The organism is Pseudomonas putida (assembly GCF_022627325.1).
Lineage (GTDB): Bacteria > Pseudomonadota > Gammaproteobacteria > Pseudomonadales > Pseudomonadaceae > Aquipseudomonas > Aquipseudomonas putida_X.
On the sequence record NZ_JAETZZ010000004.1, the window covers coordinates 208,702 to 235,062 of the forward strand.

The 26,361-nt window shown below is 61.3% G+C and carries 21 protein-coding genes; 13 read left to right on the top strand and 8 right to left on the bottom strand.

Features of this window, described 5'->3' with window-relative positions:
• Window positions 1–79 precede the first annotated feature (79 nt).
• Entirely contained in the window at window positions 80–1,372 is a 1,293-nt protein-coding gene (locus JNA92_RS08565; protein ID WP_241804436.1) for a carbohydrate porin, read from the top strand.
• A gap of 117 nt (window positions 1,373–1,489) precedes the next feature.
• The gene (locus JNA92_RS08570; protein ID WP_241804289.1) at window positions 1,490–2,344 is read left to right on the top strand and encodes a D-hexose-6-phosphate mutarotase; all 855 of its coding nucleotides are present in this window, start codon (window positions 1,490–1,492) and stop codon (window positions 2,342–2,344) included.
• On the opposite strand, the gene hexR is transcribed toward JNA92_RS08570, so the two are convergent.
• A complete protein-coding gene (gene hexR, locus JNA92_RS08575) occupies window positions 2,337–3,200 on the bottom strand; it encodes a DNA-binding transcriptional regulator HexR (protein ID WP_204920633.1) in 864 nt (287 codons plus the stop codon). The genes JNA92_RS08570 and hexR overlap by 8 nt on opposite strands.
• A 211-nt stretch (window positions 3,201–3,411) precedes the next feature.
• Here hexR and zwf point away from each other — a divergent pair, with 211 nt between their 5' ends.
• The 3 genes from zwf to JNA92_RS08590 are packed head-to-tail and all read left to right on the top strand — an operon-like array spanning window position 3,412 to window position 6,273.
• Window positions 3,412–4,881: a glucose-6-phosphate dehydrogenase gene (zwf, locus tag JNA92_RS08580; RefSeq protein WP_241804290.1), complete on the top strand. Its 1,470-nt coding sequence runs from the start codon at window positions 3,412–3,414 to the stop codon at window positions 4,879–4,881.
• A complete protein-coding gene (pgl, locus tag JNA92_RS08585; RefSeq protein ID WP_241804291.1) occupies window positions 4,868–5,581 on the top strand; it encodes a 6-phosphogluconolactonase in 714 nt (237 codons plus the stop codon). Before zwf ends, pgl begins: the two co-directional genes overlap by 14 nt.
• Window positions 5,582–5,598: 17 nt before the next feature.
• Window positions 5,599–6,273 carry a bifunctional 4-hydroxy-2-oxoglutarate aldolase/2-dehydro-3-deoxy-phosphogluconate aldolase gene (locus JNA92_RS08590; RefSeq protein ID WP_241804292.1) on the top strand — a complete coding sequence of 225 codons (675 nt, stop codon included), beginning with the start codon at window positions 5,599–5,601 and terminating at the stop codon, window positions 6,271–6,273.
• Between the two features lie 27 nt (window positions 6,274–6,300).
• Here JNA92_RS08590 and JNA92_RS08595 read toward each other — a convergent pair whose 3' ends face one another.
• The 3 genes from JNA92_RS08595 to aepX all read right to left on the bottom strand — a co-directional run bounded on the left by JNA92_RS08595 (window position 6,301) and on the right by aepX (window position 8,476).
• Entirely contained in the window at window positions 6,301–7,047 is a 747-nt protein-coding gene (locus JNA92_RS08595) for a PHP-associated domain-containing protein (RefSeq protein ID WP_241804293.1), read from the bottom strand.
• A gap of 162 nt (window positions 7,048–7,209) precedes the next feature.
• Complete coding sequence (locus JNA92_RS08600; protein WP_241804294.1) at window positions 7,210–7,611, bottom strand: HD domain-containing protein; 402 nt, start codon at window positions 7,609–7,611, stop codon at window positions 7,210–7,212.
• On the bottom strand, window positions 7,592–8,476 hold the full coding sequence (aepX, locus tag JNA92_RS08605) for a phosphoenolpyruvate mutase (protein ID WP_241804295.1): 885 nt from the start codon (window positions 8,474–8,476) through the stop codon (window positions 7,592–7,594). The genes JNA92_RS08600 and aepX overlap by 20 nt, the downstream gene beginning before the upstream one ends.
• Window positions 8,477–8,686: 210 nt before the next feature.
• On the opposite strand from aepX, the gene JNA92_RS08610 reads away from it, so the two are divergent.
• Entirely contained in the window at window positions 8,687–9,880 is a 1,194-nt protein-coding gene (locus tag JNA92_RS08610; RefSeq protein WP_241804296.1) for an MFS transporter, read from the top strand.
• 111 nt (window positions 9,881–9,991) lie between these two features.
• On the opposite strand, the gene leuA is transcribed toward JNA92_RS08610, so the two are convergent.
• The 3 genes from leuA to xseA form a co-directional block, all read right to left on the bottom strand.
• Window positions 9,992–11,665: a 2-isopropylmalate synthase gene (gene leuA / locus JNA92_RS08615; RefSeq protein ID WP_125924466.1), complete on the bottom strand. Its 1,674-nt coding sequence runs from the start codon at window positions 11,663–11,665 to the stop codon at window positions 9,992–9,994.
• 367 nt (window positions 11,666–12,032) lie between these two features.
• On the bottom strand, window positions 12,033–12,860 hold the full coding sequence (locus JNA92_RS08620) for a M23 family metallopeptidase (RefSeq protein WP_196996972.1): 828 nt from the start codon (window positions 12,858–12,860) through the stop codon (window positions 12,033–12,035).
• Window positions 12,861–12,863: 3 nt separating this feature from the next.
• The gene (gene xseA, locus JNA92_RS08625) at window positions 12,864–14,243 is read right to left on the bottom strand and encodes an exodeoxyribonuclease VII large subunit (protein WP_241804297.1); all 1,380 of its coding nucleotides are present in this window, start codon (window positions 14,241–14,243) and stop codon (window positions 12,864–12,866) included.
• Between the two features lie 192 nt (window positions 14,244–14,435).
• Between xseA and JNA92_RS08630 the strand changes: the two genes are divergently transcribed.
• The 5 genes from JNA92_RS08630 to tadA all read left to right on the top strand — a co-directional run bounded on the left by JNA92_RS08630 (window position 14,436) and on the right by tadA (window position 20,280).
• A complete protein-coding gene (locus tag JNA92_RS08630) occupies window positions 14,436–14,993 on the top strand; it encodes a sugar ABC transporter ATPase (protein ID WP_241804298.1) in 558 nt (185 codons plus the stop codon).
• An 86-nt stretch (window positions 14,994–15,079) separates the two neighbouring features.
• Window positions 15,080–16,549: an IMP dehydrogenase gene (guaB, locus tag JNA92_RS08635; protein WP_241804299.1), complete on the top strand. Its 1,470-nt coding sequence runs from the start codon at window positions 15,080–15,082 to the stop codon at window positions 16,547–16,549.
• A 119-nt stretch (window positions 16,550–16,668) separates the two neighbouring features.
• Entirely contained in the window at window positions 16,669–18,246 is a 1,578-nt protein-coding gene (gene guaA, locus JNA92_RS08640) for a glutamine-hydrolyzing GMP synthase (protein WP_241804300.1), read from the top strand.
• A gap of 169 nt (window positions 18,247–18,415) precedes the next feature.
• On the top strand, window positions 18,416–19,801 hold the full coding sequence (locus JNA92_RS08645) for a multicopper oxidase family protein (RefSeq protein ID WP_241804301.1): 1,386 nt from the start codon (window positions 18,416–18,418) through the stop codon (window positions 19,799–19,801).
• Window positions 19,801–20,280, top strand: coding sequence for a tRNA adenosine(34) deaminase TadA (gene tadA / locus JNA92_RS08650; RefSeq protein WP_241804302.1), 480 nt, complete (start codon window positions 19,801–19,803; stop codon window positions 20,278–20,280). The genes JNA92_RS08645 and tadA overlap by 1 nt, the downstream gene beginning before the upstream one ends.
• A 108-nt stretch (window positions 20,281–20,388) precedes the next feature.
• Here tadA and mltF read toward each other — a convergent pair whose 3' ends face one another.
• Window positions 20,389–21,846: a membrane-bound lytic murein transglycosylase MltF gene (gene mltF, locus JNA92_RS08655; RefSeq protein ID WP_241804303.1), complete on the bottom strand. Its 1,458-nt coding sequence runs from the start codon at window positions 21,844–21,846 to the stop codon at window positions 20,389–20,391.
• Window positions 21,847–22,142: 296 nt separating this feature from the next.
• On the opposite strand from mltF, the gene purL reads away from it, so the two are divergent.
• Both purL and JNA92_RS08665 read left to right on the top strand, forming a co-directional pair.
• Window positions 22,143–26,042, top strand: coding sequence for a phosphoribosylformylglycinamidine synthase (purL, locus tag JNA92_RS08660; protein WP_241804304.1), 3,900 nt, complete (start codon window positions 22,143–22,145; stop codon window positions 26,040–26,042).
• Window positions 26,043–26,045: 3 nt separating this feature from the next.
• Window positions 26,046–26,357 (top strand): NGG1p interacting factor NIF3, encoded by a 312-nt coding sequence (locus JNA92_RS08665; protein ID WP_241804305.1) that lies wholly within the window; start codon window positions 26,046–26,048, stop codon window positions 26,355–26,357.
• Window positions 26,358–26,361: the final 4 nt, after the last annotated feature.

The following is a 26,361-nucleotide window of genomic DNA, read 5'->3' on the forward strand; positions in this document are numbered from 1 at the left end:
ATCAATAAGAAAAAGAGGACGCAAAGGGATGGAACAGCGCAATCGCATAAGGACCTTGGGCTCGCTGGCCCTGCTGGCCATGGTTGGGAGCAGTGGAGCTCAGGCCGCCGAGGCCTTCTCCAGCGAATCGAAATGGATGACCGGCGACTGGGGGGGAACCCGTACCGAGCTGCTGGAAAAAGGCTACGACTTCACCCTCGACTATGTGGGTGAGGTCGCCGGTAACCTCAATGGCGGCTACAACGACGACAAGACCGCGCGCTACAGCGACCAGTTCGCCCTCGGCGCGCATCTGGACCTGCAGAAGATCTTTGGCTGGCACGATGCCGAGTTCAAACTGGCGATCACCGAGCGAAGTGGCCGCAACCTTTCCAATGACCGCATCAGCGACCCGCGGGCCGGCCAGTTCAGTTCGGTGCAGGAGGTATGGGGGCGCGGCCAGACCTGGCGCCTGACCCAGATGTGGATCAAGCAGAAGTACTTCGACGGTGCCCTGGATGTGAAATTCGGCCGGTTCGGCGAAGGCGAGGACTTCAACAGCTTCCCCTGTGACTTCCAGAACCTGGCCTTCTGTGGATCGCAGGTGGGCAACTGGGTCGGCGGCATCTGGTACAACTGGCCGGTCAGCCAGTGGGCGTTGCGGGTCAAGTACAACATCACGCCGGAGTTCTTCGTGCAGGTCGGCGCGTTCGAGCAGAACCCTTCCAACCTGGAAACCGGCAACGGCTTCAAGCTCAGCGGCAGCGGCACCAAGGGCGCGATCCTGCCGGTGGAGGCGGTGTGGTCACCGCACGTCAACGGCCTGCCGGGCGAGTACCGCCTGGGCTACTACTACAGCACGGCTGATGCCGAAGACGTCTACGAGGACGTCAATGGCAACCCGCAAGGGATCAGCGGCGCCGGCTTCAAGTCACACTCCAGCAAGCATGGCTGGTGGGTGGTTGCGCAGCAGCAGGTCACCGCCCATGGTGGCGACACCAGCCGCGGTCTGAGCCTGTTCGCCAACTTCACCGTGCATGACAAAGCGACCAACGTGGTCGATAACTACCAGCAGGTAGGGCTGGTCTACAAAGGCGCCTTCGATGCGCGGCCCAAGGACGATATCGGCTTTGGTATCGCCCGCATCCACGTCAACGATGACGTGAAAAAACGTGCCGAACAGCTCAATGCCCAGAGTGGCATAAATGACTACGACAACCCGGGCTTCGTGCCGCTGCAGCGTACCGAATACAACGCCGAGCTCTATTACGGCTTCCACGTCACCAACTGGCTGACCGTTCGCCCGAACATTCAGTACATCAAGAGCCCCGGCGGGGTGGACGAGGTGGACAACGCGCTGGTCGCTGGTTTGAAGATTCAGTCGTCATTCTGAGCCTGTTTGTTGTAAATTTACGCCAATCCAAAAACGGCTCCCGGCATCCACTGGCTTGCAGTGGTTGTCGGGGATAGGCCGAGACAGCGCTATCTCAAACAACAAGAGCTTGGAACCATGCCTGAACATCCGCTACATCGCTTCTTTACCGCACAGCGGCCCAGGCCGACATTCGAGTGGGAGCGTTACCAGCAGCGCGATGTGCTGATCATTGACCACCCCCGTTGCCAGGCGGTGTTCAGCCGCCAGGGTGCGCAACTGCTGCACTTCCAGCCGGCCGGTGAGCGGCCCTGGTTGTGGTGTGCCGAGCAGTGGCCGCAGGTGGGGGCGATCCGTGGGGGCGTGCCGGTGTGTTGGCCGTGGTATGGTCGCCACCCCAGCGAGGACCTGTGGCCTGCCCACGGCTGGGCGCGCCTGCTGGACTGGAAGCTGGTGGACAGCCGTGAGGACGAGGAGGGCGTGAGCCTGAAGTGGCGCCTGGACTTGTGCGACTGGCAGGTCGACCTGCATGCTCGCCTGGGCAGCCGCATGGAACTGAGCTTGAGTACCGAGCACCAGGACAGCGAACCCTGCCAGTTGAGCCATGCACTGCTGGCCTACTGGCGTATCAGCGACGTTTCCGAGATAGCGCTGTCCGGGCTTGAAGATATCCAAGGCTATGACCGTCTGAGCCGGCAAGCCTGCCGCGAAGACGGCGCGTTGAAGCTCAAGGGCGGCTGCCAGAAGGTCTATCCCGGCACGCCGCGCGTACAGCTGCAGGACCCGGCCTGGCAGCGAGAACTGTGCATCGATACGGGTGACAGTGACGATACCGTGGTCTGGCACCCCGGCAACCGCCCGTTGATGGGGGTGAGCGGGCGCGAGTGCCAGGGTTTCGTCTGTGTCGAGGCGGCCAGCGGCAGCGGTGAAGGCCTGAGCCTGGCGCCGGGGCAGCGCGCCCATTTACGGCTGCAGGCGCACCGGCTCAGTTGAGTTCGTCGTCCTCGATCGGGTAGCGGCTGGCGTTGAGGCTTTCCTTGATCTTGCGCAGGTGCGGCTGGAAGTCCACACCGCGGCGCAGGGTCATCCCGGTGGCGAGCACATCGAGCACGGTAAGCTGGATGATCCGCGACGTCATCGGCATGTAGATGTCGGTGTCTTCCGGTAGCGGGATGTGCAGGCTGAGGCTGCACGCTTGGGCCAAGGGGGAGCCGGCGGCGGTCAGGCCGAGCACCGAGGCGCCGTTTTCACGGGCCAGGCGCGCTACCTCCACCAGTTCGCGGGTGCGCCCGGTGTAGGAGATGATCACGAACAGATCGCCAGTGTGAGCCACCGAAGCCAGCATGCGCTGCATCAGCACGTCGGCGTGGGCCGAGACGGCGAGGTTGAAGCGGAAAAACTTGTGTTGGGCGTCCAGGGCTACCGGGGCGGACGCGCCCAGGCCGAAGAAGTGGATCTGCCGGGCCTGGATCATCATGTCCACGGCGCGGCTGACCTGCTGCGGGTCAAGCTGCTGGCAGGCGCTGTCGAGCGAGGCGATTGCACTGGCAAAGATCTTCTGGGTGTAGGCTGCAGGATCGTCATCGGCCTCGACCGCGCGGCTGACATAGGCCGCACCACTGGCGAGGCTTTGCGCCAGCTGCAGCTTGAGCTCGGGGTAACCGCTGACGCCGAACGAGCGGCAGAAGCGGTTGACGGTCGGTTCGCTGACCTTGGCCGCCTGGGCCAGTGCGGCAATGCTGAAACGGGTGGCTTGTTGCGGGTTGAGCAGGATGACTTCGGCGACTTTGCGTTCGGCCTTGTTCAGCTCGTCGAGGCGTCCCTGGATCTGCTCCAGGAGGTTTCGCACGCGGTCCATGGGTGTGTCCTTGGGTCGAGAAGACAGCCGGCTGGCGGAGCAGCAGGCTTTTTGCACAGTCGTCTATCGTACTGTCGGTGCGGGTGGCGCACCACTTATCTGTAACACTTGTGTGTAATGTTGTGGTTTTTACTACATTTTCTCTTGAAAACCGTATGTGAAAGCGGTATTCCTAGGCCAACTTTAGGAAAGAACCAACATCATGGCTGCGATCAGTGTTGAACCTTGCACCTTTGCCCTGTTTGGCGCCTTGGGCGACCTGGCATTGCGCAAGCTGTTTCCTGCGCTCTACCAGCTCGACCGCGCCAATTTGCTGCACGCCGATACTCGCCTGCTGGCGCTGGCACGCGAGCCTGGCAGCGTACAGGAGCACCTGAATACCATCGAGGCCCATCTGCGCAAGCACGTGGCGGAGGCTGATCTGGAGCCTGCGGCGCTGGCGCGTTTTCTGGGGCGTCTGAGTTACCAGCACCTGGACTTCCTGCAGCCGGAGGGCTACCAGGCCCTGGCTGAGCAGGCACCTGCCGGGCTGCCGTTGATTGCCTATTTCGCCACTGCGGCGGCCGTGTATGGCGCAATCTGCGAAAACCTCGACAAGGCGGGCCTTGCCGCGCGCACCCGGGTGGTGCTGGAAAAGCCCATCGGGCACGATCTTGAGTCATCGCGCCGGGTGAACGACGCCGTGGCGCGGTTCTTCCCGGAAAGCCGTGTTTACCGCATCGACCATTACCTGGGCAAGGAGACGGTGCAGAACCTGATTGCCCTGCGCTTCGCCAATAGCCTGTTCGAAACCCAGTGGAACCAGAACTCGATCTCCCACGTGGAAATCACCGTGGCCGAGAAGGTCGGCATCGAAGGCCGTTGGGGCTATTTCGACAAGGCCGGCCAGCTGCGCGACATGATTCAGAACCACCTGCTGCAGCTGTTGTGCCTGATCGCCATGGACCCGCCCAGCGAGCTTTCAGCCGACAGCATCCGCGACGAGAAGGTCAAGGTGCTCAAGGCCCTTGCCCCGATCACTGGCGAGGGCTTGAGTACCCGCGTGGTGCGCGGCCAGTACATCGCCGGCTACAGCGACGGCAAGCCGGTGCCGGGTTACCTGGAGGAAGACAACGCCAACGCCCAGAGCGACACGGAAACCTTCGTCGCCCTGCGTGCCGATATTCGTAACTGGCGTTGGTCGGGGGTACCGTTTTACCTGCGTACCGGTAAGCGCATGCCGCAGAAGCTGTCGCAGATCGTCATCCACTTCAAGGAGACGCCGCACTACATCTTCGCCCCGGAGCAGCGCTTGCAGGTCGGCAACAAACTGATCATCCGCCTGCAGCCGAGTGAAGGCATCTCTCTACGTGTGATGACCAAGGAGCAGGGCCTGGACAAAGGCATGCAACTGCGCAGCGGCCCCTTGCAACTGAATTTTTCCGACACCTGGCGCACCGCGCGGATTCCGGATGCCTACGAACGCCTGCTGCTCGAGGTGATGCGCGGCAACCAGAACCTGTTCGTGCGCAAGGATGAAATCGAATATGCCTGGAAGTGGTGCGACCAGTTGATCGCGGGCTGGCAAAGCGCCGGCGATGCGCCCAAGCCGTATGCGGCTGGGTCCTGGGGGCCGATGAGCTCGATCGCACTGATTACACGTGATGGGAGGGCGTGGTATGGGGATATCTGAATTGAATTTGCCGACATCGGTCAAGGCGCATCAGCTGAATGATGCCCGCGTACTTTCGGCAACATTGGCGGCTGATGTGGCCGAGCGCTTGCGCGCAGCCATCGCCGCGAAAGGGCGGGCTTGCCTGGTGTTGTCCGGCGGCCGCAGCCCGGTGCCGTTCCTGGAGAAGCTGGCGACCGAGGCCCTGGACTGGTCCAAGGTCACCGTCAGCCTGGCCGACGAGCGCTGGGTGCCGGTTGAGCACGCCGACAGCAATGCCGGTTTGCTGGCCCGCCATTTGTTCCAGGGAGGCGCTGCCAAGGCTCGTTTTATCGGGCTGTATCAGCAGGCCGAGAACCTCGACGCGGCGGCCGCCCAAGCCGACCAGGCATTGGCCGATCTGCCGGCCATCGACGTGCTGGTACTGGGCATGGGCGACGATGGTCATACCGCTTCGCTGTTCCCCGGCAGCCCGAATCTGGCCGAAGGCCTGGACCTGAACAGCACGCGCCGCTGCCTGCCGTTGCTGGCGCCGAGCGTGCCGCACCAGCGCCTTTCGCTGACCCGTTCCCTGCTGGCCAGCGCCGCGTTCATCGCGCTGTCCGTGCAGGGCCCGGGCAAACTCGCTACCCTGCGCGCCGCGCTGGCGGGCAACGACCTCAATGAAATGCCGATTCGCGCCTTTCTTCACGACCCCTTGGACATCTACTGGTGCCCATGAGCAAAGGATCCACTGTCATGACCACCCTTGAACGCCCCCAGCCTCTGCTCTCGATGGCCGAGAAAGCCGCCCGGATCGATGCGATCTGTGGGGCGGCGCGCATCCTGCCGGTGATCACCATCGCCCGTGAGGAAGACATCCTGCCGCTGGCCGATGCCCTGGCCGCTGGTGGTATCCGCACCTTGGAAGTAACCCTGCGCTCGCAGTATGGCCTGAAGGCTATCCAGGTGCTGCGTGAGCAGCGTCCGGACCTGTGTGTCGGCGCCGGTACGGTGCTCGATCGCGGCATGTTTGCCGCGGTTGAAGCCGCTGGCGCGCAGTTTGTCGTGACCCCGGGGATCACCCAGGACATCCTCGAGGCTGGGGTGGACAGCGATATCCCATTGTTGCCGGGCATCAGCACGCCTTCGGAAATCATGATGGGGTATGCCCTGGGTTACCGCCGCTTCAAGCTGTTCCCGGCGGAAATCAGTGGCGGCGTGGCAGCGATCAAGGCCTTTGGTGGCCCGTTCGGTGATATTCGATTCTGTCCTACCGGTGGGGTCAACCCGGCCAACGTGCGCAACTACATGGCGCTGCCCAATGTGATGTGCGTGGGCGGAACCTGGATGCTCGACAGCAGCTGGATCAAGAACGGCGACTGGGCGCGGATCGAAGCGTGTAGCGCCGAGGCGATGGCTTTGCTGGACTGATACTGAATTTGTTGTGTGCTTTACGGCTTATGGGGCGCTTGGTCGGCGCCCTTTTTTTTGCCCGACGTTTTTGAATTGCCAGTGCGATGCGTCGCGATCCGGTTCGTGCGTTGTGTGATGGCTGTGCAGCCATTTTTTCAGGGTGAGTGGACTGTGCGTGTTATCTTCATTTATAAGTGTTTTACAAGCGCCTATGGATATGAATGAGTGAGAGTCAGACCCTCCTGTAGTGTCGAGATTTAATGTCGATGCTAATGTCAAGAATTTATGTATGTTAGTGAGGTCTTTGGCCGGGACCTCGATCGCGTTTATGCAGCGTTTTAAAGCTTCAAGATCTGAGCATGTCTTACCTGGCCAAAAAATATGGTGGGCTACTAGTTTAAAAGGTCTGCCTCGCTTCTCTAGCAGTCCATGAAGCGTATCCAGGGTATACGCGCTCGCTCGTCGATCAAGACTCAGCAGTGTTTCCAGGTCAGCATGCACGCCAATGTTCATATTGTTCGCGAGATGTAGCTCTGCACCGGGTAACACAAGGACACCGTTACAAATAACTGAGCCATCTCCCTGCGTGCTACCACCGAGGCGATTGCTGCAGAATAGACCCAGCATCAGTTTTTCGTAAGCATCAGCTTCGATGTGTTCGGTGATGCGGATTGCATCGAGTTCATTAAAGTTTGCTACTTTCAGCGTCTGGCTCACTGAGTTCCAATCCGGCTCTGCTTGCTGCTTCCACATGAGCAGATGCACATGAGCATCCAATATTGTCCTTTTCATTCATCACCTCATTACGGCCATGATGATTTTTTCATACCTTGAATACGCATTCACGAATCCATTGTCATACGGCGTGTCATCAAATTTTCGGATGGATAGCGCGTCATGGTGGTATGGCTGGTTTTGAAATGCCAAGATTTCTTCGCTTGTCATACGTCCCCCTTAGTTAAGTAAGCTTGACAGTGATCCCGAACTCAGTTGATCGTTGTAGTTTTCATTAACGGTGATTAAGTATCGCTTTGCATCAATATGGAATTGAATGGGGATGCAGACTGACTGAGGGAACCATCGGTTTAGCCATTGGGCACCCAGATCAGCATGCTGGCAGTCCTTTTCATATGGAGTCATTTCTGGGTCACTGTTGCATAGGAAATGGCCAATGTCGTGGAACAACGCTGCGACAATCAGTTCTTCCGCACAGCCCTCAGTCAATGCCTGGTGAGCACTCCAAAGCGAGTGCTCCAAGAGTGTCTCGCCGTTGCTAAGCTTTACTTTTTTACATTCAAGCATGATTGTTTTGAGCATGTGGCAGGCAGCCCGCATGCTAGCTTTCTTGTCGAGCATAAATCAGCTCCGCATCCTTTAGTTCGTCGTAGTCCAAAAGTTGAAATACTTCGGAGAGCGAACAGATGTTATTGTCGATGTTGCAGATGCTATTGTCTGCCTGAATTTGTGCTGCTGCATTTCGCATTGCAAGCAATGAGGCCCGCATCATTTGGTTTGCACATATATACACCGAGACCCCAACTTCCTGTAGTAGCTCCGTCGACACGTTTTTATAGGTTGTTGGGGCAACTATCAAAGGGTAGCGTCCTGCCCAGCACTTACTGAATTCCAATATGTCGAATCCGTCTGTCTCTTTGGAGTGTATAAAAATTCCATCGGCACCTGCTTCGTAGTACTGCTCCGCTCGTTTCAAAGCCGCCTGGACACTCATTCCGGCTACCAATGCTTCTGTACGAGCGATAACAATAAAGTCATCGTCCCGTTTCGAATCCTGCGCAGCTTTAATCTTTCCGCAAAATTCATCCACGCTACTAAGTGCGTGCTCATGGCTGACGAACGAGTTCATTTTAGGAAACTGTTTGTCTTCTAAAGAAACTCCAGCTATCCCATAGTGCGACAGGCGCTTAACTATGTGCCTTACATTATTGAAATTACCGAAGCCTGAATCTCCGTCGAAAAGAACAGGGATATTTACTGCGTCAGCTATGCATTGAGCGACCTCCATGACCTGACTCCATGATGCCTCATTGCAATCGCGAAGCCCCATCGCTGAGGAAATAGCGAGTCCCGACGCCCAAATAGCTGGATAGCCCGTCTCCTCGACTATTCTAGCGGAGAGCCCATTGTGGGCCTCCAGAATCAGGTCGAGCCTGCCGTTGAATAATAGTTTTCGGAAACTTCCTACAGTTTTTTTTCTTGACATCACAAACTCCGTCTTTTGTTGTTGTGGATGAGTTGCTGATTCAGTCTTAGTCGCACTTGGTGAAAAATTCAATGCTCTGTATGTTTTTTTTACATTTGCTCTTCCATAGATAAAATTGTCACTGTCAGGTGACAATTCAACCTAATCTGCTGGTTGACGGTAGATTGGCCGCGATTTACGCTTCGTTGATTGATTTGTAACTAGTTAATTATGAACAATCAATCAAAGGCGATAACATGTCTGCTTCTTGCTTTCTTTGTCGAGGCGTGTGCAGCGCAGGTGATTTTTATCTACGTACCGCTAAGCAGGCTAAGTGGGTCGGGGGATGAAGTTTTCTCAGCGCTGCTAAGAGCGACCGTTTATTTAGGTCCAGTTGCCTTTGGTTATTGGGCTGGGAGACTTGTGGATGGAGTTCGCTCGCGAGCCTTAGGTTTCTTGGTCGCGCTGGGGCTATGCTGTGATGTGGCGTTGTATGCGATTCGGCGAGGGGGATGGACGTTGTTAGAGACGTTTGTTCTATTAAGTGTGATTTCCATCGGGATATATATACTCAGCAATCTTCGTGCTTGCCTGATACCCCGTATCCTCCATAAAGATTTACTCCCGCGCATGAATGCACGATTACTTATCGTCGAGCACTGTGCGCTCATCCTATCGCCCGTCGCCGTCTCATATTTTTTGATGTTGCAAAATCCGGCGGTAGTATTTTATGGTGCTTCCATTTGTTTTTTGCTTTCAAGTTTTCTGTATCGCTACTCCTCTTTCGAACTCCCGCCTCGCATCGCCCCGGTTGTCCCCACTTCCTTTATCTCCAGCTATAGGGCGCTTGTGCAAAACAAGCCGCTGGTGCATGTTGTTTATATCGTCGTGGGCAATAATGCCTTCACAGCTATTTATCTTTTTTTCGTGCTCCTGAGTGCTGCGGACAGTGGGGTATTCAATATCAGCGAAACACCATTCCTTTTGGTTTCATATGCTTTGGGTTCCATTTTTTCCGGATTAGTCGCACCGAGGATGATGCGTGCATTAAATACCCGCATTGCTGTGTGTACATGCAGTGCTGGAATGGCTGCATCAGGGGTGTCGCCACTTGGACTAGGAACGGTTGAGTCTTACTATGTGTCGGCCTTTTTCGTGGGCTTCTTTGGGGCCTATGTGATCATTACAGCTTGGACATTGAGACAGGCGCTGGTACCCGCGGATTTGCTTGGCAGAGTCACCGGAATTACCAGTGCACTCTTCAAAGTTTCGATGCTGCTTTCTGTCCCATTGGCAGGGTTGATAAGCAGTTCTTTTGGCAGTGCTGTAGCCATACTTGCGGGTCTTGTGCCCGTAGGGTTAGGGCTCGCACCTATGGCAGTCGCTTCGTTGAAAGTGAAAATGGGTAGTCCTCATACTGACTGACGGGCCTGATTTTTCTTAAACTGTTGTTTAAGCTGGCTGACAGTCCAGCTGGTGAATCCAGGGTAAAAAAAAGCCCGCATCACAGATGCGGGCTTTTTTGGGGGGGGCAAGTTACGCAGCCTTGGCCTCTTGCTGGCTCAGCGAGCGGTTCAGCGCGCTGAACAGTGCCTTGAAGCTGGCAGTGGTGATGTTCTCATCGATACCCACGCCGTGCACCGGGCGGCCACCGGCCACGCGCAGTTCGATGTAGGCCGCGGCCTTGGCGTTGGTGCCGGCACCGATAGCGTGCTCGTTGTAGTCCATGATCTCCACCGCAACCGGCAGGCCGGCTACCAGGGCTTCGAGGGCGCCATTGCCCTTGCCGCGCCAGTGCAGGGTAGTTTCGCCTTCACCGGCGACTTCCACTTCCACGGCGCTATGGCCGTTTTCTTCCTGCAGGCGGTGGCTGACCAGTGCGTACGGGCTGTTGGCCTGGAGGTATTCCTTGTGCAGCAGGCTGTAGATCTGCTGCGCGGTCATTTCCAGGCCAAGGCGGTCGGTTTCACCCTGCACCACCTGGCTGAACTCGATCTGCATGCGGCGCGGCAGGCTGATGCCGTACTCCTGCTCGAGCAGGTAGGTGATGCCGCCTTTGCCCGACTGGCTGTTGACGCGGATCACGGCCTCGTAGCTGCGGCCGATGTCGGCCGGGTCGATCGGCAGGTACGGCACTTCCCACAGCTCGCCTTCTTGCTGCTTGGCGAAGCCCTTGCGGATGGCGTCCTGGTGCGAGCCGGAGAACGCAGTGTGTACCAGGTCACCGACATACGGATGACGCGGGTGAACCGGCAGCTGGTTGCACTCTTCGACCACCTTGCGCACGCCGTCGATGTCGGAGAAGTCCAGTTGCGGGTCGATGCCCTGGGTGTAGAGGTTCAGTGCCAGGGTCACCAGGTCGACGTTGCCGGTACGCTCGCCATTACCGAACAGGCAGCCCTCGGCACGGTCGGCACCGGCCATCAGGCCCAGTTCTGTGGCGGCGATGCCGGTGCCACGGTCGTTGTGGCAGTGCAGGCTGATGATCACGCTGTCGCGGCGGCTGATGTTGCGGCAGAACCACTCGATCTGATCGGCGTAGATGTTCGGCGTGGCAACTTCCACGGTGGCCGGCAGGTTGAGGATGACCTTGTGCTCTGGCGTCGGGTTCCACACTTCGATGACTGCGTCGCAGACTTCCTTGGCGAACTCAAGCTCCGTCGCGCTGAAGGTTTCCGGCGAGTACTGGAACGTCCACTGGGTTTCCGGCTGCTGGGCGGCGTACTTGACGAACAGCTTGGCCGCGTTCACCGCGATGTCCTTCACGCCTTGCTTGTCCTGGTTGAAGACGATGCGGCGGAACGACGGGCTGGTGGCGTTGTACAGGTGGACGATGGCCTTCTTGGCCCCGCGCAGCGATTCGAAAGTACGCGCGATCAGGTCTTCACGGGCCTGGGTGAGCACCTGGATGGTGGTGTCATCCGGGATGTGACCCTCTTCGATCAAGGTGCGCACGAAGTCGAAATCGGTCTGCGAGGCGGACGGGAACGAGGCTTCGATTTCCTTCACGCCAACCTGCACCAAGGTCTTCCAGAACCGCAGCTTCTTCTCCGAGTCCATCGGCTCGATCAGCGACTGGTTGCCATCACGCAGGTCCGAGCTGCACCAGATCGGCGCTTCGGTGATGGTCTTCGACGGCCAGGTACGGTCTGGCAGGTCGATGGTCGGGAAGGCGCGGTACTTCTTCGAAGGGTCTTTGAGCATGGTCATGGAAGCAATCCTTTTGTGTGCGGCCGAGATCGGGCCTGCCGAGCGATAACGAGATGAAGAGGCGAGGCGACGCGATCAGCCTGGTAGTCGGGCGCTGACCAGGCAGAGGCTGCGATGTTGTCGGAGCAGGATGAGGGTGCTGGAGGTTTTCATGCCTTCAACCCTAACCAGTGGGGTGAGGGATGGCAAGGGCTGCCGAAAAATTGAGATAAATGCTTAAAAAAATCTTTATGGCGAGATTTTATGGCGGTTATTTGTCTCAAGCTTTATACCTGTTGCGCGGTATTTTTTGATTGCGCAAATCAAGCCAAGGGGTGCAAAAGGGCGGGCCCCATCGCCGGCTTGCCGGCGATGAAGGCGCTACGGATCAAGGTTGGAACGCCCCAATGAAGATGGCCGGATCCACCCGCGCATCATTCAGGCTAACGTTCCAGTGCATGTGCGGCCCGGTCGCCCGCCCGGTCGACCCAACCTTGCCCACCACATCCCCGCGGCGCAGCTGCTGGCCGACATTCACGTCGATCTTCGACATGTGGCAGAACATGCTGATGAAGCCCTGCCCATGGTCGACGAACACCGTGCGGCCATTGAAGAAATAATCGCCCACCAGAATCACCTTGCCATTGGCCGGTGTCTTGATCGGCGTGCCGGCTGGCACCGCGAAATCCAGCCCCGCATGCGGGTTGCGCTCTTCACCGTTGAAGAAGCGGCGTACGCCGAACTTGCTCGACAGTGGGCCGCTGACCGGCTTGTCGAGGATCAGGTTGCTCGGCAGGTTGGGGCTGAAGCTGCGGTAGGCCTTGATCTGCTCGGCCAGTTCACGGTCGATGCGCTTGAGGTCGGCGGGGTTGGGGTTGACCTGGCGCTTGTTCTTCAGGGTGATGTGCTGCTCGGGGTACTTCTTGGTGCCGACGCTGAACGGCAGGGTGCGCCCGCCTTGGGACAGCACGGCCGTGCCGGGCTTTTGCGTCAGTGGAATGCCGACGATGGCCAGCCAGTTGTCCTGCTCTTTGACCACCAGCACCGGCTTGCCGTCGAAGCGGGCGCTCGGCGCTGTGGCCGCCGGGCCCAGATCGACCACGGCAACGCCACCCGGGACAGGTTTGTTCAGGGTGCGGGTGATGTAGCTGGCCTGGGCGCCGCCAGCCAGCAACAACAGGGATAGGGCAAGCAGAGGGGCGAACAGGCGGGGCATGTGTCAGTCCAGTAGGGAAAGGGTGACCGGAGTCAGGTGGTTGTCCTCGACGCGCACCTGCAATTCGCCTTCATTCAGGCGGGCTGTCAGGCGCTGGCCGTTGCGGGTTTGCTCGGCACTGCGGATGGCTTGGCCATGCTCGTCGAGCAGGATGCTGTAGCCGCGTGCCAGGGTCGCCAATGGGCTGACCACTTGCAGCGTCTGCAGTTGCGCCTGAAAGCGCTGGCGACGGTCCTTGAGCACCTCGCGCATGGCCCGCGGCAGGCGCTCGGCGAGGCTGTCCAGGCGTTGGCTGAGCAGTTTCAGCGTGCGCCCCGGATGTTGCGCGGCCAGGCGGGTGTCCAGGCGCGCCAGGCGTTCGCGGCGCTGGTTGAGGCCCTGCAGGAACGCGCGGCGCAGGCGCATGTCCAGGTCGTCCAGGCGCTGGGCCTGCTGGCGCAAGCGCTCGCCGGGGTGGCGCAGGCGCCGGGTCAGCGATTCCAGGCGCAGGCGGTCGTGGGCCAGGCGGTTCTGCATGCGCAGCAGCAGGCGCCGCTGCAACCCTTCAAGGCGCTGCTGCAGCCCGCTGTTATCGGGGGCAAGCAGCTCGGCAGCGGCTGAGGGCGTAGGGGCGCGCACATCGGCAACGAAGTCGCTGATCGATACGTCGGTCTCATGGCCCACGGCGCTGACGATCGGTGTGACGCAGGCCGCGATTGCACGCGCCACGGCCTCTTCGTTGAAGCACCACAGGTCTTCCAGCGACCCGCCGCCACGGGCCAGGATCAGGGCATCGAAACCGCGGCTGTCGGCCAGGCGAATCGCGCGCACGATCTGCGCGATGGCTTCGCGGCCCTGCACCGCTGTGGGGATCAGGTTCAGTTCGACTTGCGGAGCGCGGCGGCCGAAGACGCTGATGATGTCGCGGATGACCGCACCGGTGGGCGAGCTGATGATGCCAATGCGTTGCGGGTGGGCTGGCAGCGCCTTCTTGCGTTCGGCACTGAACAGGCCCTCGGCCCCGAGCTTTTCCTTCAGTGCCTCGAAGGCCAGGCGCAGGGCGCCGTCACCGGCCGGTTCGACCGTGTCGAGAATCAACTGGTAGTCGCCACGGCCTTCGAACAGCGAGACCTTGCCACGCACTCGCACTGCCAGGCCATCACGCAGGGCCTGGCGGACCCGCGTGGCGCTCTGCCGGAACAGCGCGCAGCGCACCTGGGCGCCGCTGTCCTTGAGGGTGAAGTACATGTGGCCGGAGGCCGGGCGGGCGAGGTTGGATATCTCGCCTTCCACCCAGACACTGCGGAACACGTCTTCCAGCAGCACACGGGCACGGCCGTTGAGCTGGCTGACGGTGAGGACCTCGCGGTCCAGGCCGAGTCGTTCGAAGGGGTCTTTGATCATGGGGGCATGATAAGGGGGTGGGGGGAGGGCGCCAAGTGCAGGGGGCAATTTTGCCTTGGACTAGGTGGTTGCGCACAGAGGCCTCGGCTGTTACAGCGATGGCGCCTGCGGCCTTGCGCTGACCAGGTCGCTACCTGGGCGCGTGAACGGTAGAATTGCCCGACCACCGCAATCCCCAGGCCCGTTTCGCCCATGAACACCCAGAGCATCATCGTCCCTAAACTTTCCACCGTACCTGTGCACGAGGCCCGCGCCCGGGCCATCCTGCGCTGGCTGGTGCGCGAAAAAGTGGTCGAGGAGCAACTGACCACCTGTGGTCGCACCGGCAACCGCATGGGCCATGCCCTGGCCGAAGGTGCGCGCAAAATCGCCCTGCACCCGGAACAACTCCCGATCGGCGTGCCGGTGAACGGCCTTGAAGTGATGCTCAAACGCTGCATCTATACGCCCACCGAGGGTTTCCTCGAAGAAGCCGGCTGCCCCGAGTGCCGGCGCGAGGTGGGCGAACCGTTGTTCGAAAGCCTGGAGGAGTGGATGCCGGGGGTGAGTGACAACTTCACCTGCCCGTTGTGCGGCTTCGAAGACGACATCAATGGCTTCATTTACCTGCAGCCATGTGCCTTTTCCAACCTGGGGTTCATCTTCAACAACTGGGGCGAGGCCGGGTTTACCCAGGCCTTTCTCGACAGCTTCGCCGACTGGCTGGACCAGCCGGTGGCGGTGGTGCAGGTAAAACTGCCAGAACGCTGACCGAAGGCCCTTATTTTGCATTGAGCGGCGCGCCGTGGATGAGTATAATGGCGCGCTTCCATTTTTCCCGCCCGGGAGCCCCCGCGATGCTGCGTATCAGCCAAGAAGCCCTGACTTTCGACGATATCCTCCTTGTACCTGGCTACTCCGAGGTACTGCCCAATGAAGTCAGTCTCAAGACCCGTTTGACTCGTGGCATCGAGCTGAACATTCCTCTGGTTTCCGCCGCCATGGATACCGTGACCGAAGCGCGCCTGGCCATTGCCATGGCCCAGGAAGGCGGCATCGGCATCATCCACAAGAACATGACCATCGAACAGCAGGCCGGCGAAGTCCGCAAGGTCAAGAAGTTCGAGGCTGGCGTGGTCAAGGACCCGATCACCATCGACGCCGACGCCACTGTGCGCGACCTGTTCGACCTGACCCGCCTGAACAACATCTCGGGTGTTCCGGTGCTGGAGAACGGCGACCTGGTCGGTATCGTCACTTCCCGTGACGTGCGCTTCGAAACCCGCCTGGATGCCAAGGTGCGCGACGTGATGACGCCCAAAGAGCGCCTGGTCACCGTGCGCGAAGGCGCCGACAAGAACGAAGTCCGCGAGCTGCTGCACAAGCACCGCCTGGAAAAAGTCCTGATCGTCGACGACAAGTTCACCCTCAAGGGCATGATGACCGTCAAGGACATCGAAAAGGCCAAGGCCTACCCGCTGGCCAGCAAGGACGACCAGGGTCGCCTGCGCGTCGGCGCTGCGGTCGGCACCGGCAAGGACACCGGCGAGCGCGTTGCTGCCCTGGTTGCCGCTGGCGTTGACGTGGTTGTCGTCGATACCGCCCACGGCCACTCCAAAGGCGTGATCGACCGTGTTCGCTGGGTCAAGGAAACCTACCCGCACGTTCAGGTGATCGGCGGCAACATCGCCACTGGCGCTGCGGCCAAGGCCCTGGCAGAAGCCGGCGCCGACGCCGTGAAGGTCGGTATCGGCCCAGGCTCGATCTGCACCACCCGTATCGTCGCCGGTGTCGGCGTCCCGCAAATCAGTGCCATCGCCAACGTTGCCGCCGCACTGGAAGGTACGGGCGTGCCACTGATCGCCGACGGCGGCATCCGCTTCTCGGGTGACCTGTCCAAGGCCATCGTCGCCGGTGCTTCCTGCGTGATGATGGGGTCGATGTTCGCCGGTACCGAAGAGGCTCCGGGTGAAGTCGAGCTGTTCCAGGGCCGTTCCTACAAGGCCTACCGCGGCATGGGCTCGCTGGGTGCCATGGCGCAGGCGCAAGGCTCCTCCGACCGTTACTTCCAGGACTCCTCGGCCGGTGCCGAGAAGCTGGTGCCGGAAGGTATCGAAGGCCGCGTACCGTACAAGGGCGCCCTGGCCGCGATCATCCACCAGCTGATGGGCGGCCTGCGTTCGTCCATGGGCTACACCGGCAGCGCAACCATCGAAGAGATGCGTACCAAGCCGGAATTCGTGCGCATCACCGGTGCCGGCATGGCCGAGTCCCACGTGCATGACGTGCAGATCACCAAAGAAGCCCCTAACTACCGGGTCGGCTGAAGCCTCCAGCGGTAAGTAGCAAGCTCCAAGCGGTAGTTGCGTTGCAGCAGCTACCGCGTTTTCCCCGATCAACTTGCAGCTCGCAGCTAGACGCTTGCAGCTGCACCAGAGATTGAGTCATGGCCCTCGACATTCACGCTCACCGCATCCTGATCCTCGATTTCGGTTCTCAGTACACCCAGCTGATCGCCCGCCGCGTGCGTGAGATCGGTGTCTACTGCGAACTGCATCCGTTCGACATGGACGATGAAGCGATCCGCGAATTCAACCCGCGCGGCATCATCCTCGCCGGCGGCCCCGAGTCGGTCCACGAAGCCAACAGCCCGCGTGCTCCGCAGGCCGTGTTCGACCTGAACGTACCGCTGCTGGGCATCTGCTACGGCATGCAGACCATGGCCGAGCAACTGGGCGGCAAGGTCGAAGGTTCGGACCTGCGCGAGTTCGGTTATGCCCGTGTTGACGTGGTCGGCAAGAGCCGCCTGCTCGACGGCATCGAAGACCACGTCGATGGCGACGGCGTACTGGGCCTGGACGTGTGGATGAGCCACGGCGACAAGGTCACCCAGATGCCGGGCAACTTCAACATCCTGGCCAGCACCCCGAGCTGCCCGATCGCCGGCATGTTCGACGACGCGCGCGGCTACTACGGCGTGCAGTTCCACCCGGAAGTGACCCACACCAAGCAGGGCGGTCGCATCCTGTCCCGCTTCGTGCAGGACATCTGTGGCTGTGAAGCCCTGTGGACCCCTTCGAACATCGTCGAAGACGCCATCGCCCAGGTGCGTCAGCAAGTCGGCTCGGCCAACGTTCTGCTGGGCCTGTCTGGCGGTGTCGATTCCTCGGTGGTCGCTGCGCTGCTGCACCGCGCCATCGGCGACCAGCTGACCTGCGTCTTTGTCGACAACGGCCTGCTGCGCCTGCACGAAGGCGATCAGGTGATGGCCATGTTCAAAGAGAACATGGGCGTGAAAGTGATCCGTGCCGATGCCGAGAAGCAGTTCCTCGACAACCTGGAAGGCGAAGCCGACCCGGAGAAAAAGCGCAAGATCATCGGCCGTACCTTCATCGATGTGTTCGACGCCGAAGCCAGCAAACTGGAAAACATCCAGTTCCTCGCCCAGGGCACCATCTACCCGGACGTGATCGAGTCGGCCGGCGCCAAGAGCGGCAAGGCTCACGTGATCAAGTCGCACCACAACGTGGGTGGCCTGCCGGAGGAAATGAACCTCAAGCTGGTCGAACCGCTGCGTGAGCTGTTCAAGGACGAAGTGCGCAAGATCGGCCTGGAACTCGGCCTGCCGTACGACATGGTCTACCGCCACCCGTTCCCAGGCCCAGGCCTGGGTGTGCGGATCCTCGGTGAAGTGAAGAAGGAGTACGCCGACATTCTGCGTCGCGCCGACCACATCTTCATCGAAGAGCTGCGCAAGGCCGACTGGTACCACAAGACCAGCCAGGCGTTCGTGGTGTTCCAGCCGGTGAAGTCGGTGGGTGTCGTGGGCGACGGCCGTCGCTACGCCTGGGTCGTGGCCCTGCGTGCTGTCGAGACCGTGGACTTCATGACCGCGCGCTGGGCGCACCTGCCTTACGACCTGCTGGAGACCGTCAGCGGCCGTATCATCAACGAAATCGACGGTATCTCGCGCGTCACCTACGACGTGTCGAGCAAACCGCCGGCCACTATCGAGTGGGAATGAGTTGAGCCACGAGGGCGCCGCAAGGCGCCCTCGTCGTATCTGGGAAGGGCGATGAGCCCCCTGCGACGAGACTTCACTTAATCTTTCGCATTTGCAGGTGTATCGTATTCGCCCTTCATCGCCAGCTGTGCTGGCAGCTTGATTGCGCTCAAACGAGGTACCCGCACCGATGTCCTTCACCCGTCGACAAATGCTCAAGGGCCTCACTGGCCTGGTTGTGGTAGGCCTGGGCGCCGGAGGCGCAGCGCGGTACTGGCTGGGCAAGGTCGAGGATGAGAATGCCGGGCACGACTACGAACTGATCGCGGCGCCTCTGGAGGTCGAGCTCGTGCCTGGCTTCAAGACCGAGGCCTGGGCCTTCGGCCCGTCGGCACCCGGTACCGAGCTGCGGGTCCGCCAGGGCACCTGGTTGCGGGTGCGCTTCATCAACCACCTGCCGGTGGAAACCACCATTCACTGGCATGGCATCCGCCTGCCGCTGGAGATGGACGGTGTGCCGTATGTGTCGCAGTTGCCGGTCAAGCCGGGCGAGTATTTCGACTACAAGTTCCGCGTGCCTGACGCCGGCAGTTACTGGTATCACCCGCACGTCAGCAGCTCTGAAGAGCTCGGGCGCGGCCTGGTCGGCCCACTGATCGTCGAGGAGCGCGAGCCCAGCGGTTTTTTGCATGAGCGCACGCTGAGCCTGAAGAACTGGCACGTGGACGAGCAGGGTGCCTGGCTGCCGTTCAGCATCCCCCGCGAAGCGGCGCGCAATGGTACCGCTGGCCGGCTGATCACCATCAATGGCCAGGCTGATTCGGTAACCGAATTACCGGCCGGGCAGGTTGTGCGCCTGCGTCTGCTCAACCTGGACAACACCTGGACCTATCGCCTGAACCTCAAGGGCGGTGATCACGAGGCCAGAATCTATGCCCTCGATGGCAATCCGGTCACCCCGCGTGTGCTCGATGACGAGTACTGGCTGGGGCCAGGCATGCGTATCTGTCTGGCGATCCGCATCCCCCAGGCAGGTGAAGAAATTTCCCTGCGCGATGGCTTCGTCCGCTTGGGCACGTTGCGCTCGGTGCCCAGCAATGATGCGCCCAGCGACTGGCCGCCTGCCTTGCCACCGAACCCGGTGGCCGAGCCGGACCTGGAGAATGCCGAAAAGCTGAACTTCAATTTCGAATGGGTGGGCAAGGTTTCGGTCAACACCGACAATGGCAGGCCGCCTAGCCTGTGGCAGATCAATGGTCAGGCCTGGGACATCACCGACAAGACCTGCGCCGACCGGCCGATCGCCACGCTGCAAAAAGGCAAGAGCTACATCTTCGAGTTGAAGAACATGACCCAGTACCAGCACCCGATTCACCTGCATGGCATGAGCTTCAAGGTGATTGCCTCCAACAGGCACAAGATCGTCGAGCCGTGGTTCACCGATACCTACCTGCTTGGCAAGAACGAGCGGGCCCAGGTGGCGCTGGTGGCCGATAATCCAGGTACCTGGATGTTCCACTGCCACGTCATCGACCACATGGAAACCGGCCTGATGGCCGCGATTGCGGTGGTCTGATGCGCCCACAGATCATCGATCGCAGCCATGATCAGGCGTTCATGCGCCTGGCCCTGGACCTGGCTGCACAAGGTGCAGCGCTGGGCGAGGTGCCGGTGGGGGCGGTGCTGGTGCAGCACGGCCAGGTCATCGGGCAGGGCTTCAACCGGCCTATCATCGACAGCGACCCCAGTGCCCATGCCGAAATGGTCGCCATCCGTGCGGCGGCGAAATCCGCCAGCAATTACCGGCTGCCGGGCAGCACCTTGTACGTGACCCTGGAGCCTTGCAGCATGTGCGCGGGGTTGATCGTGCATTCGCGGGTGGCGCGGGTGGTCTACGGTGCGCTGGAGCCCAAGGCGGGCATCGTGCAGAGCCAGGGGCAGTTCTTCAGCCAGGGCTTTCTGAACCATCGGGTAATGTTCGAGGGCGGGGTACTGGCTGAAGAATGCGGGCAGATCCTCAGCGACTTCTTCAAGGCCCGGCGGGCCAAGGCCTAGCCTGTTTTTGCCGCATCGCCGGCAAGCCGGTAGCTACAGGTGCGGCGCAACGACAAGACTGGCGCTGACCCTGTGGAAGCCGGCTTGCCGGCGATAGGGCCTTGAGCGTCACATCGGCGGCGACTGCTCTGCCGGCTTGTCCTTGTTCACGCCAGGCACATGCAGGCTGCCCTCGGCCACCTGGCCTTCCAACTGCGGCTGGGTCACCCAGGTGAGGATGTCGTAGTAACGGCGGATGTTGGCCACGAAATGTACCGGCTCGCCACCCCGGGCGTAACCGTACTTGGTCTGGCGGTACCACTGTTTCTGCGCCAGGCGCGGCAGCATCTTCTTCACGTCCAGCCACTTGTTCGGGTTGAGCTTTTCCCGTTTGGCCAGCGTGCGCGCGTCTTCAAGGTGGCCGCTGCCGACGTTGTACGCCGCCAGGGCGAACCAGGTGCGGTCTGGCTCCTTGATGCTGTCATCGAGCTGCTGCTTGACCAGCATGAAGTATTTGGCGCCACCTTTGATGCTCTGCCTGGGGTCCAGGCGGTTGAACACGCCCATCGCCTGGGCGGTGCGCTGGGTCAGCATCATCAGGCCGCGTACGCCGGTCTTGGACGTGACTTCCGGTTGCCACAGCGATTCCTGATAACCGATCGCGGCCAGCAGGCGCCAGTCCACCTGTTCAACCTTGGCGTAGCTCTTGAAGTATTTTTCGTACTTGGGCAGGCGCTGCTGCAAATGCTGCGCAAAGGTGTAGGCGCCCACGTAACCGAGCACGTCGACGTGGCCGTAATAACGCTCTTTCAAGCGCTGCAGCGTGCCATTTTTCTGGGATTTGTCGAGGAACTCGTTGACTTCGTTCAGCAGGCTGTTGTCTTCGCCTGGGGCCACTGCCCAGCGTTGGTTGCGGGTTTCGCCAAGGTCGAAGGCTACCCGCACGTTGGGGAAGTACACCTGGTTCATCGCCAGTTCGTTGGAGTCGACCAGGGTCAGGTCGATCTGCCCTTCATCGACCATGCGCAACAGGTCGACCACCTCGACCGCGTCGGACTCTTCGTATTCCAGGCCCGGATACCGCCTTTTCAATTCAGCCAGCTGGTCGGCATGGCTGCTGCCTTTGAGCACCATGATCTTCTTGCCGACCAGGCCCTGGGGGGCGGTGGGGCGCGAGCGGCCGTTGCGATAGATGACTTGAGGGGTCACTTCCAGGTAAGGATGGGAGAACCTTGCCTGGGTCTTGCGCCGTTCGCTGCTGACCAGGCCGGCCGCTGCCAGCACAGGGCCTGACGGTTTGCCCAGGTCGTCGAACAATTCGTCGAGGTTGTCGGCGGTCTCGATCTCCAGCTTCACGCCAAGATCGTCGGCGAAACGCTTGACCAGCTCGTACTCGAAGCCGGTTTCGCCGTTGCGGTCCTGGAAGTAAGTGGCCGGGCTGTTGCGGGTGATCACGCGCAGCACGCCGTCCTCCTTCACGCGCTCGAGGGTGCTGGGTTTTTCAACGCAGGCACCGAGCAACAGAAAGAGACCGGTTGCGAAAAGCCATTTGGCGCAACGCTGGCGCAAAGCAGTATGGGCGAACATAGCTTGCAGTATACGCAAAGGACGGGGGGCGCCATATCTCGACAACTGCCAGGTTGTCTGGTAGCGCGTTCTGTGATGCTGGCTCCCGGCAGCACGGCGCAAGCGGCAGGAAAAAAGCGACCTGCGCGGCACCTGTTTTTTCCTGCAGCGTGCAGCGTGCGGGCTGTCGCTTTTTTTGACCCCGAAGTCCGGTTCCGCCGCCCGGCAGCATTGCCCTCTGGCGGGTGCCGCAAGCCGCGGAATTAGGCTAGAATGCACGGCCTCTAAGCACACCCCTTCCTGAGGCTGTCCCGACGATGTTGATCCTGCGCGGCGCTCCTGCCCTTTCTGCCTTTCGCCACGGTAAATTACTCGAGCAACTGAGCCAGAAAGTCCCCGCTGTTACTGGTTTGTATGCCGAATTTGCCCACTTCGCCGATGTCGACGGCGAGCTGACCGCCGACCAGCAGCAGGTGCTGGGCCGTCTGCTCAAGTACGGCCCGAGCGTGCCGGTGCAGGAGCCGACTGGCCGCCTGTTCCTGGTCGTGCCGCGTCTGGGCACCATCTCGCCTTGGGCCAGCAAGGCCAGCGACATCGCCCACAACTGCGGCCTGCAGTCGATCCAGCGCCTGGAGCGCGGCATCGCCTACTACGTTGCCGGTGAGCTGAGCGATGCCGACGCCGCCGTGGTCGCCGCCGAACTGCATGACCGCATGACCCAGCGCGTGCTGGCCCAGCTGGAGCAGGCGAGCGACCTGTTCAGCCACGCCCAGCCCAAGCCGATGACGTCGGTCGATATCCTGGCCGGTGGCCGCGACGCGCTGGCCAAGGCCAACATCGAGCTGGGCCTGGCCCTGGCCGAAGACGAGATCGACTACCTGGTCAACGCCTTCCAGGGCCTCAAGCGCAACCCGAACGACATCGAGCTGATGATGTTCGCCCAGGCCAACTCCGAACACTGCCGCCACAAGATCTTCAACGCTAGTTGGGACATCGACGGCCAGGCTCAGGAAAAGAGCCTGTTCGGCATGATCAAGAACACCTACCAGATGCACAGCGAAGGCGTGCTGTCTGCGTACAAGGACAACGCCTCGGTGATCGTCGGCAACGTTGCCGGCCGCTTCTTCCCGAACCCTGAAACCCGCCAGTACGGCGCGGTGCAGGAGCCGGTGCACATCCTGATGAAGGTCGAGACGCACAACCACCCGACCGCCATCGCGCCGTTCTCCGGTGCCTCCACCGGCTCGGGCGGCGAAATCCGTGACGAAGGTGCTACCGGCCGTGGCGCCAAGCCCAAAGCCGGCCTGACCGGCTTCACCGTGTCCAACCTGCGTATCCCGGGCTTCGAACAGCCATGGGAGCAGGCCTACGGTAAACCTGAGCGGATCGTTGACGCCCTCGACATCATGATCGAAGGCCCGCTGGGTGGCGCAGCGTTCAACAACGAATTCGGTCGCCCGGCGCTGACCGGCTACTTCCGTACCTTCGAGCAGGCCATCAACACCCCGCACGGTGAAGAAGTGCGCGGCTACCACAAGCCGATCATGCTCGCTGGCGGTATGGGCAACATCCGTGAAGACCACGTACAGAAGGGCGAAATCACCGTCGGCGCCAAGCTGATCGTGCTCGGTGGCCCGGCCATGCTGATCGGCCTGGGCGGCGGCGCCGCTTCGTCGGTGGCCACCGGTGCCAGCTCCGCAGACCTGGACTTCGCCTCGGTGCAGCGCGAAAACCCGGAAATGGAGCGTCGTTGCCAGGAGGTCATCGACCGTTGCTGGCAGTTGGGCGACAACAACCCGATCGCCTTCATCCATGACGTCGGCGCCGGTGGTATTTCCAACGCCTTCCCTGAGCTGGTGAACGACGGTGGCCGCGGTGGCCGCTTCGAACTGCGCAACGTGCCCAACGACGAGCCGGGCATGGCCCCGCACGAAATCTGGAGCAACGAATCGCAAGAGCGTTATGTACTGGCCGTCAGCGCCGTCGACTTCGAACGCTTCCAGGCCATCTGTGAGCGCGAGCGCTGCCCGTTCGCCGTCGTTGGCGAGGCCACCGAAGAGCCGCACCTGACCGTGACCGACAGCCACTTCGGCAATACGCCGGTGGACATGCCGCTTGACGTGCTGCTGGGCAAGCCGCCGCGCATGCACCGTTCGGTCACGCGCGAAGCCGAGCTGGGCGATGATTTCGACCCGAGCAAGGTGGACCTGGACACCGCCGTGCAGCGTGTTCTGAACCACCCGGCGGTCGCCAGCAAGAGCTTCCTGATCACCATCGGCGACCGCACCATCACCGGCCTGGTGGCCCGCGACCAGATGGTCGGCCCGTGGCAGGTTCCGGTCGCCGACTGCGCCGTCACGGCCACCAGCTTCGACGTGTACACCGGTGAAGCCATGGCCATGGGTGAGCGCACGCCGCTGGCAGTGCTCGACGCGCCTGCGTCCGGGCGCATGGCGATCGGTGAAACCCTGACCAACCTGGCTGCCGCGCAGATTGAAAAGCTGTCCGACATCAAACTGTCAGCCAACTGGATGTCCGCTGCCGGCCACCCAGGCGAAGACGCCCGTCTGTACGACACCGTCAAGGCTGTCGGCATGGAGCTGTGCCCGGAGTTGGGCCTGACCATCCCGGTCGGCAAGGACTCCATGTCGATGAAGACCAAGTGGAGTGAAGAGGGCGTCGAGAAGAGCGTCACTTCGCCAATGTCGCTGATCATCACCGGCTTCGCCCCGGTCAGTGACATCCGCAAGACCCTGACCCCGCAACTGCGCATGGACAAGGGCGAGACTGACCTGATCCTGATCGACCTGGGCCGCGGCAAGAACCGCATGGGTGCGTCGATCCTGGCCCAGACCTACGGCAAGATCGCCGCCCAGGCGCCGGACGTCGACGACGCCGAAGACCTCAAGGCGTTCTTCGCCGTGATCCAGGGCCTGAACGCCGACGGCCACCTGCTGGCCTACCACGACCGGTCCGACGGCGGCCTGCTGACCACCGTGCTGGAAATGGCCTTCGCCGGCCACTGCGGCCTCGACCTGCAACTGGACCCGCTGACCGACAACAGCAAGGACGTGCCGGCCATCCTCTTCAACGAAGAGCTGGGCGCTGTCATCCAGGTTCGCCAGGATGCCACCCCGGACGTGCTGGCGCAGTTCAGCGCCGCTGGCCTGGGCGAAGGTTGCGTGGCGGTGATTGGCAAACCGGTCAACAACGCCGAGGTGTCCATCAGCCTGAACGGCCAAGTGCTGTTCGACGACGACCGCCGCATGCTGCAGCGCCAGTGGGCCGAGACCAGCTACCAGGTCCAGCGTCTGCGCGACAACGCCGACTGCGCCGACCAGGAGTTCGACGCCCTGCTCGAAGAAGACAACCCTGGCCTGTCGGTCAAGGTGGGCTACGACGTCAACGAGGACATCGCAGCGCCGTACATCAAAAAAGGCGTGCGCCCGCAAGTGGCGATCCTGCGTGAGCAGGGCGTCAACGGCCAGGTCGAGATGGCTGCCGCCTTCGACCGCGCCGGCTTCGCCGCCATCGACGTGCACATGAGCGATATTCTCGCTGGCCGCGTCGACTTCGAAGCCTTCAAGGGCCTGGTTGCCTGCGGTGGCTTCTCCTACGGTGACGTGCTGGGGGCCGGTGAAGGCTGGGCCAAGTCGGCCTTGTTCAACGCCCGTGCCCGTGATGCCTTCCAGGCCTTCTTCGAGCGTACCGACAGCTTCGCCCTGGGCGTGTGCAATGGTTGCCAGATGATGTCCAACCTTCACGAGCTGATCCCTGGCACCGAGTACTGGCCGCACTTCGTGCGCAACCGTTCGGAGCAGTTCGAAGCCCGCGTGGCCATGGTCGAGGTGCAGAAGTCCAACTCGATCTTCCTGCAGGGCATGGCGGGTTCGCGCATGCCGATCGCCATCGCCCACGGCGAAGGCCATGCCGAATTCGCCAGCGAAGAGGCATTGCTGGAAGCCGACCTGTCCGGTTGCGTGGCCCTGCGCTACGTCGACAACCACGGCAAGGTCACCGAGGCCTACCCGGCGAACCCGAACGGCTCGCCGCGCGGTATCACCGGCCTGACCAGCCGCGACGGCCGCGTGACCATCATGATGCCGCACCCGGAGCGCGTGTTCCGCGCCGTGCAGAACTCCTGGCGCCCGGATGAGTGGCAGGAAGATGCCGCGCTGATGCGTATGTTCCGTAACGCGCGCGTCTGGGTGAACTAAGGCGTGTACAAGCTCGCCTTCTTCGTCCCGGCCAGCCACGTCGACGTGGTCAAGGCCGCCGTATTCGCCGCCGGTGGCGGGCGTATCGGCGACTACGACCACTGCGCCTGGCAAACCCTCGGCCAGGGCCAGTTTCGCCCGTTGGACGGCAGCCAGCCGTTCCTCGGGCAAACCGGCCAGGTCGAGGTGGTCGAGGAGTGGAAGGTGGAGCTGGTGGTGGCTGATGACCTGATCGCTCAGGTCGTCGCTGCGCTGCGGCTGAGCCATCCGTACGAGACGCCGGCCTTTGAGGTCTGGCGCCTGCTGGATTTCTGAAACC